The organism is Burkholderia sp. KCJ3K979 (assembly GCF_016759955.1).
Taxonomy (GTDB): Bacteria; Pseudomonadota; Gammaproteobacteria; order Burkholderiales; family Burkholderiaceae; genus Burkholderia; species Burkholderia orbicola.
On the sequence record NZ_JACFYV010000294.1, the window covers coordinates 1 to 6,838 of the forward strand.

The following is a 6,838-nucleotide window of genomic DNA, read 5'->3' on the forward strand; positions in this document are numbered from 1 at the left end:
CCGCCGTTAAACAGGTTTACGGCAGTCGGCAGGAAAACTTTCGCGGCCGCCCGGCGGCGGCCCGACGGTGTTTACCAGCAATGCGCGGACGATTCGCGCGGCCCGCGGGGCGCCACTCGGGCCCCGCTTGCGCCCCGTCCGGCCTTGCCCGGCCCGGCGTTCAGGCCACGGCGGCGGCCAGTTCGGCGCGCGCCGCGGCGGCCTTGCGGGTCTTGCCTGCGCGCGACGGCGGCTGGCACAGGCCACACACGAAACCTTGATGCGGATCATGCGCATGCGCGACGAAGTGGCCGCCGCAGCGCGTGCACGGGGTCATCTGCAGCATCCCCGAATCGAAGAAGCGCACCAGCGTCCACGCCCGCGTGAGGCTCAGCGCGGCCTCGTCGCCGGACAGGTTCACGTGCTCCAGATAGAGCCGGTACGCCTTCACGATCGACTGGATCGTGTCGCAGCGGCCGTGGTCCTGCATGAACCGGTAGATGTTGTAGAACAGCGACGAGTGGATGTTCGGCTGCCACGTCATGAACCAGTCGGTCGAGAACGGCAGCATCCCCTTCGGCGGCGATACGCCCTTCAGTTCCTTGTACAGCTTGATCAGACGGTCCCGCGACAGGCTCGTCTCCGCCTCCAGCAGTTGCAGCCGGGCGCCCAGTTCGATCAGTTCGATGGCGAGGGTGATTTCCTTCACCTCGATCACGACGCTTTTGCTTGCCATGGTGATAACCGTCCGCTTGACGTTATTCGAATGAATGGCCAACACGCTGCCGGCCGGCGCGGCGCGCCGGGACAAACGCAAGGCGGGATGGATCAGCGGACGCCTTCGACCTGCTGCCCGGCCATCAGGATGGCCGAGTGGGCGTGCGCGACGACATCGCTGCGGCCCTTGTCGGCGAGCGACGACAGCAGCGCGTGATCATCGAAGCGGAAGCGGCACAGCATCTGGTTCGACGCGGCCAGCTTCACGGTCTGCGCGAGCGTGAGGTTGGCGAGCACGTCGGCGAGTTCCTGGGAAATGCCCATGCGGAACATGCCCATCGCCTTGTCTTCCCGCAGCAGTCGCTGCGCGAGGAGGAGGTACGACAGGTTGACCTCTTTGATCTCACTGAGCATTTCGCTGGTAGCGCTCATGATTCCCCCGTAAAAAGCTTTGCTTTGGCCATTCATGTTATGAAAACGTTTGCTCGATCAGCGCGCACCGGGCGCTCAGTCGGCTCGTTTATAGTCTTACAGGGCGAATTTTGGCCAAACGGGATTTATGTCGGTATCAGCGAAGTGGCGTATGCCGTGCAGGATTTGTCTGTAAACCGTGTAGGAATTTTTCCGACAAGGCGAATTGAAAGGAATCGGAAAAACGGGTTGCAACGCGAATTCGGTTGCGAAGGGCCCCGATGGCCGCCACGCCAGAGGTGGAAGGCTTGCCGGCAAGGCTGCCGACAATCGGATCGGTAAAAATTATAGTGCTTTTTCACGATAGCGCAACAATAGTTATGGCTGTCGCGATTCATGATTCCGCGCCCTTTTTCTCGGGGTTTTCGCGTATTTCATCGTGTAACAAGCCTTAAGTGTTTGAAAAAACACTCGAACCCCTCAGGGCGATATCGATAATGGACTCCAATGGGCGGCGGCGCGAGCCGTGCCGGCCCGCCCCGCAGCTTGCCGTCCGGCGCTCCGCGCACCGCCCAGAGCCCGGCCACGTACCGCCAACCGCGTGCGTCGGCAAGTTCCGCAACCTTGTATGGGATCCGCCTCGGCGTCATCGCGCCCCGGATCGACACAGGAGAACATCCATGCGAATTGCCCAGATCGCGCCGCTGTACGAAGCCGTCCCGCCGAAACTCTACGGCGGCACCGAGCGTGTCGTGTCCTACCTCACCGAGGCGCTCGTCGAACTCGGCCATGACGTGACGCTGTTCGCCAGCGGCGACTCCGTCACGTCGGCCCGTCTCGAGGCGGCGTGGCCGCGCGCGCTGCGGCTCGACCCGTCGGTCCGCGATTCGATGGCGCCCCATATGCGGCTCCTCGAGCAGGTCGCCCGGGTCGCGCACGAATTCGACGTGCTGCACTTCCACCTCGACTACCTGCCGTTCCCGCTGATGTCGCGCCTCGACACGCCGTACGTGACGACGCTGCACGGCCGCCTCGACCTGCCGGAGTTGCAGCCGGTGTTCGATGCGTTCCCGGATTCGCCGGTCGTGTCGATCTCGAACAACCAGCGCAAGCCGCTGCCGCAAGCCGCGTGGGCCGGCACCGTGTACCACGGGCTGCCCGACACGCTGCTCACGCCGCAGCCGGACGTGAAGCCCGAATACCTCGCGTTCCTCGGCCGGATCTGTCCCGAAAAGCGTGTCGACACCGCGATCCGCATCGCCGCGCAAAGCGGGCTGCCGCTGAAGATCGCCGCGAAGGTCGACAAGGCCGACGCCGACTACTTCAAGGAAGTGATCGAGCCGCTGCTCGGCCAGGCGCACGTCGAATTCATCGGCGAGATCAACGAAGCGCAAAAGCCGGCGTTCCTGTCCGGCGCGAAGGCGCTGCTGTTCCCGATCGACTGGCCGGAGCCGTTCGGCCTGGTGATGATCGAGGCGATGGCCTGCGGCACGCCGGTCGTCGCGTTCAACCGCGGCTCCGTGCCGGAAGTGATCGAGGACGGCGTGACCGGCTTCATCGTCGAGGACGTGCAGGGCGCGGTCGGCGCGCTGCACCGGATCGACAGCCTGTCGCGCACCGCGATCCGCGAGCGTTTCGACACGCGTTTCAGCGCGAAGGCAATGGCGCAGCGTTACGTCGAGACTTACGAATCGCTGTGCGCGGCAACCAAGCAACCGGCATTGCGCCGGGTCGCGGGCGCCTGACGCGAAAATCCGCGCGGAAATAGGCCGTAAATCCGCGCCGAAATCGGCGCGCAAAACCCGCAAAGCAAAAGAGCCGCATCGTCGATGCGGCTCTTTCCATTTGGCCTTCGGTCACTCGATCAGGAAACGATCGCGGTTTTTGCCGACGATCCAATTCGGCGGCTTGCCGCGCCCACTCCAGGTTGCACCCGACTTCGGATCGCGGTATTTCGGCGGCAACGGCGCCTTCTTCGGCGGACGCCCGCGCCGCGCCCGTTCCGCGAAGCCCAGGTCCTGGGCCGTCAAGCCATATTCGGCAATCATTCGCTGGACATCGGCGATCACCGCTGCCACTTCCTGGCGGCGGACGTCGTCCGCCTGGGCCTGCAGATCGGCGATCTGCGCCTTGAGTTTCGCGTATTGAGACATTTTTCGACTCCCCTTTTCGATGATGCGGCCCCGGCGAATCCGGCCGGGACACCAACGTCCGTTACGTCATCCGCACTGCCGCCCTGCCCTTCGAAATTAATGCTGCCATCTTTAACCGAATCGTCTATATCGAGAATGCGGACTTATTCTAATAAAAGGCATTCGTCAGCCATTCAAATTTAACAATCGTTTACCCTCCCGAACCCGATTCATTTCCTATAATCCAGACCAATTCCGGACGACGAAATAAATCCGTTGCGTCGGCCGGGGTCTTCAACCCACTTGGACGAGGTCCTTACATGAATCTTTCTCAGCGTCTCGCTGCAGAGGTATTCGGCACGTTCTGGCTGGTGCTCGGCGGGTGCGGAAGCGCCGTGCTGGCCGCCGCCTTTCCGGGCCTCGGCATCGGCTTTGCCGGCGTCGCACTCGCCTTCGGCCTGACCGTGCTGACGATGGCATTCGCAATCGGCCACATCTCGGGTTGCCACCTGAATCCGGCGGTGAGCGTCGGCCTGACGGTCGCCGGCCGCTTCCCGGCACGCGATCTCGCGCCGTACATCGTCGCGCAGGTCGTCGGCGCCACGCTCGGCGCCTTCGTGCTGTACCTGATCGCAACCGGCAAGCCGGGTTTCGACGTCGTCGGCAGCGGCTTTGCGACGAACGGCTTCGGCGATCGCTCGCCCGGCCACTACTCGCTCACCGCGTCGTTCATCTGCGAAGTCGTGATGACGGGCTTCTTCCTGTTCGTGATCCTCGGCGCGACCGACAAGCGCGGGGTGCCGGCCGGCTTCGCGCCGATCGCGATCGGGCTGTGCCTGACGCTGATTCACCTGATCTCGATTCCGGTCACCAACACGTCGGTGAACCCGGCGCGCTCGACCGGCCCCGCGCTGTTCGTGGGCGGCGACGCGATCGGCCAGCTGTGGCTGTTCTGGGTCGCGCCGCTGATCGGCGCGGTACTCGCGGGGATCATCTACCCACTGGTCGCCGGGCGTGACGACGCCGTCGACCTGCTGCCGGCATCCGCTCGCACAAGCGAATAAAACACTACGGGGTCAAGCGAGCAGAGCAGCGAGCCTCACGCTGTCGAAGAACATCGAGGCAGGTAATTTCGACGGGCGCCCCTGGCGCCCGTTTTTCATTTCCGCGCGGGACACGCGCCCGGGGCGGACGCTCAGGACGCGACGACGTCGTCTTCCAGCGAGAACAGCGTGCGCAGATGGCGGGCGACGCCCGCGTCGAAGTTGTTGCCGATCCGCGGGACGTGCGGCAGCCGCGCGATCAGGTCGGGGTTCGCGTTGTTCATCATGAACGCATGACCGGCGGTTTCGAGCAGATCGATGTCGTTCATGTTGTCGCCGAATGCGATGCAGTGGCCGGCATCGACGCCGAGCCGCGCGAGCACCGCGCGCAGCGCGCGCCCCTTCGACACGTTCGCGGTCATCACTTCGAGGCAGTCGGGCAGCGAGTACGTGACGTACAGCGCGTCGCCGAACTGCACGCGCATCTGCTCGGCGACGACCGCCAGGTCGGCCGGTTCGCCGATATACAGCACCTTCGCGATATCCGCGCCGTCGTGCGCGGCCATGTCGATCACGTTGTACCGGAAGCCCGAATCCTGATGGAATTCGAGCAGGTGCGGCGCGTCGCGGTCGATCAGCCAGCCGTCGTTGGTGAACAGGTTGACGATCACGCGGCCGTGCGCGCCGACGACTGCCGGCTGCACGAGGCTGCGCACGATCGCTGCGTCGATGTCCTGCGCGTGAATCTTCGTGTCGTCCGGCGCATGCACGCGCGCGCCGTTCGACGTGATCAGGTACGGCCGGATGCCGAGCACGTCACGAATGCCGGCGACGTCCGCATAGTGGCGCCCCGTGGCGATCACGAACTGCACGCCGTCGCGGTCGAGCCGGCGAACGGTGTCGATCGTGTACGGGTCGAGCTGGTGGTCGCTGTTCAGCAGCGTACCGTCGAGATCGGTGGCGATGACTTTGTACATGGGGCGGGAGAGTGGCGCTCGGGGCACGGAGGAAGCGTCATTTTAACGTCGTGCCCGGTAGCGCGCCGGGCGGTTGCCGGCCAGGCGCCGCGCGCGACGCTGCTGCGACGCGGCATTCACCGTAGGCACCCCACTCGGCTTGGCTTAGCTCGCCTCCGCCGCCCGCAACGCCTGGAGCGCGAGCCGCAGCGCACCACGCGCCGAATCGTCGAGCGGCGCGCGCAGCCGCGCGGCATGCCGTGCCGGCACGGCCGGCGCGAGCGCGTCCGCCAGCCCGCCGCACAGCGCGACCGGCAACGCCTGCTGCGGATCGAGCGCGTCGATCATCTTGCCGATCTCGTCGCCGGCCTGCGCGATCAGCGCGCGCGCGACCGGATGGGTGCGGTGCGCGAACACGATCGGCGCGAGACGCGCATAGATCGTCTGGTTCGCGTCGCACGACCACTGGACGAGCGCATCGCGATCCCGCGTGCCCGTTTCCGCGAGCAGGGCCGTGGCGAACGCATCGCGCGGCACGCGGCCGTCGAGCGCCTGTTGCGCGTAGGCGAGCGCGCGCACGCCGAGCCACGCGCCGCTCGCCTCGTCGCCGGACGGAAAGCCGAAGCCGCCCGCGATTCGGCACGCGCCGGCCGCGTCGAGCGCCGCCGCGATGCTGCCGGTGCCGAGCGCGACGATGAGCCCCGGCGCGCCGCCATGCGCGCCGACGACGGTCGTATACGCGTCGCTCTCGATCGCGAGCGCGCCGAGCGGCGCCTGCGCGCGGAATGCGGCGAGCCACGCCGCGTTGTTGACGCCGGCCAGCCCGCAGCCGAGCGCGCACTGTGACCAGTCGAATGCGAGACCGGCCTGCGTGAATGCGTCCGCGCACGCCGCGCCGATCGATGCCCATGCCCGCTCGATGCCGAGACCGAGCCCCGACGGGCCGCCGCGCCCCTGCGCCAGCTCGCGCCCATGCCGGTCAGCCAGTACCGCGCGCGTGCCCGTGCCGCCGCCGTCGATGCCGATCGCAAAAAGTAATGCCGCCATGCCTTCATCCCGCTGATTCGAACAGGCGCCAAGCTTAACCGGATCGGCGCCGCGCGCCCATCTGCCGTTCGGCCGGCTATCCCGCCAAAAGGGCTTCCGCTATGCTGGCGCGATCGAATCGACACTGAAAACGAGGCAGACGATGTCGCAGCGGTGCAACTGGGTGAAGACGGAAGCGGACGCTCACTATCACGATACCGAGTGGGGCGTGCCGTCGCACGACGATCGCCACCTGTTCGAAATGCTGATCCTGGAAGGCGCGCAGGCCGGGCTGTCGTGGTCGACGATCCTGAACAAGCGCGCGGGCTATCGCGAAGCGTTCGCCGATTTCGACGTCGATGCCGTCGCGCGCTTCACGCCCAAGCGCATCGAGAAATTGCTGGAGAACCCGGGCATCGTGCGCAATCGCGCGAAGGTCGAATCGGCGGTCACCAACGCGCGCGCGGTGCAGCGCATCCGGGAGGAGCATGGGTCGCTCGCCGCGTTCCTGTGGTCGTTCGTCGGCGATACGCCGGTCCAGAATGCGTGGCAGTCATACCGCGACGCGCCCGCG

8 protein-coding genes are annotated in these 6,838 nt (G+C 66.0%); 3 read left to right on the top strand and 5 right to left on the bottom strand.

Annotation, left to right across the window (positions count from 1 at the left end):
• Nucleotides 1-160: 160 nt before the first annotated feature.
• Together flhC and flhD are read right to left on the bottom strand one after the other, a co-directional pair.
• Complete coding sequence (gene flhC / locus H3O04_RS32820; protein ID WP_006477349.1) at nucleotides 161-715, bottom strand: flagellar transcriptional regulator FlhC; 555 nt, start codon at nucleotides 713-715, stop codon at nucleotides 161-163.
• A 92-nt stretch (nucleotides 716-807) separates the two neighbouring features.
• Nucleotides 808-1,128, bottom strand: coding sequence for a flagellar transcriptional regulator FlhD (gene flhD, locus H3O04_RS32825; protein ID WP_011350590.1), 321 nt, complete (start codon nucleotides 1,126-1,128; stop codon nucleotides 808-810).
• A gap of 659 nt (nucleotides 1,129-1,787) precedes the next feature.
• On the opposite strand from flhD, the gene H3O04_RS32830 reads away from it, so the two are divergent.
• Entirely contained in the window at nucleotides 1,788-2,852 is a 1,065-nt protein-coding gene (locus H3O04_RS32830; RefSeq protein ID WP_027806075.1) for a glycosyltransferase family 4 protein, read from the top strand.
• A gap of 111 nt (nucleotides 2,853-2,963) precedes the next feature.
• On the opposite strand, the gene H3O04_RS32835 is transcribed toward H3O04_RS32830, so the two are convergent.
• A complete protein-coding gene (locus tag H3O04_RS32835) occupies nucleotides 2,964-3,260 on the bottom strand; it encodes an H-NS histone family protein (RefSeq protein ID WP_006489320.1) in 297 nt (98 codons plus the stop codon).
• A gap of 299 nt (nucleotides 3,261-3,559) precedes the next feature.
• Here H3O04_RS32835 and aqpZ point away from each other — a divergent pair, with 299 nt between their 5' ends.
• Nucleotides 3,560-4,303, top strand: a complete 744-nt coding sequence (aqpZ, locus tag H3O04_RS32840) for an aquaporin Z (RefSeq protein ID WP_006477345.1) — start codon at nucleotides 3,560-3,562, stop codon at nucleotides 4,301-4,303.
• 131 nt (nucleotides 4,304-4,434) lie between these two features.
• On the opposite strand, the gene H3O04_RS32845 is transcribed toward aqpZ, so the two are convergent.
• Nucleotides 4,435-5,259, bottom strand: a complete 825-nt coding sequence (locus H3O04_RS32845; RefSeq protein WP_027810613.1) for a Cof-type HAD-IIB family hydrolase — start codon at nucleotides 5,257-5,259, stop codon at nucleotides 4,435-4,437.
• A 144-nt stretch (nucleotides 5,260-5,403) separates the two neighbouring features.
• On the bottom strand, nucleotides 5,404-6,285 hold the full coding sequence (locus tag H3O04_RS32850) for a BadF/BadG/BcrA/BcrD ATPase family protein (protein WP_202589273.1): 882 nt from the start codon (nucleotides 6,283-6,285) through the stop codon (nucleotides 5,404-5,406).
• A 142-nt stretch (nucleotides 6,286-6,427) separates the two neighbouring features.
• Here H3O04_RS32850 and H3O04_RS32855 point away from each other — a divergent pair.
• Nucleotides 6,428-6,838 (top strand): DNA-3-methyladenine glycosylase I (locus H3O04_RS32855; RefSeq protein WP_202589274.1); only part of this gene is annotated, 411 nt, incomplete at its 3' end.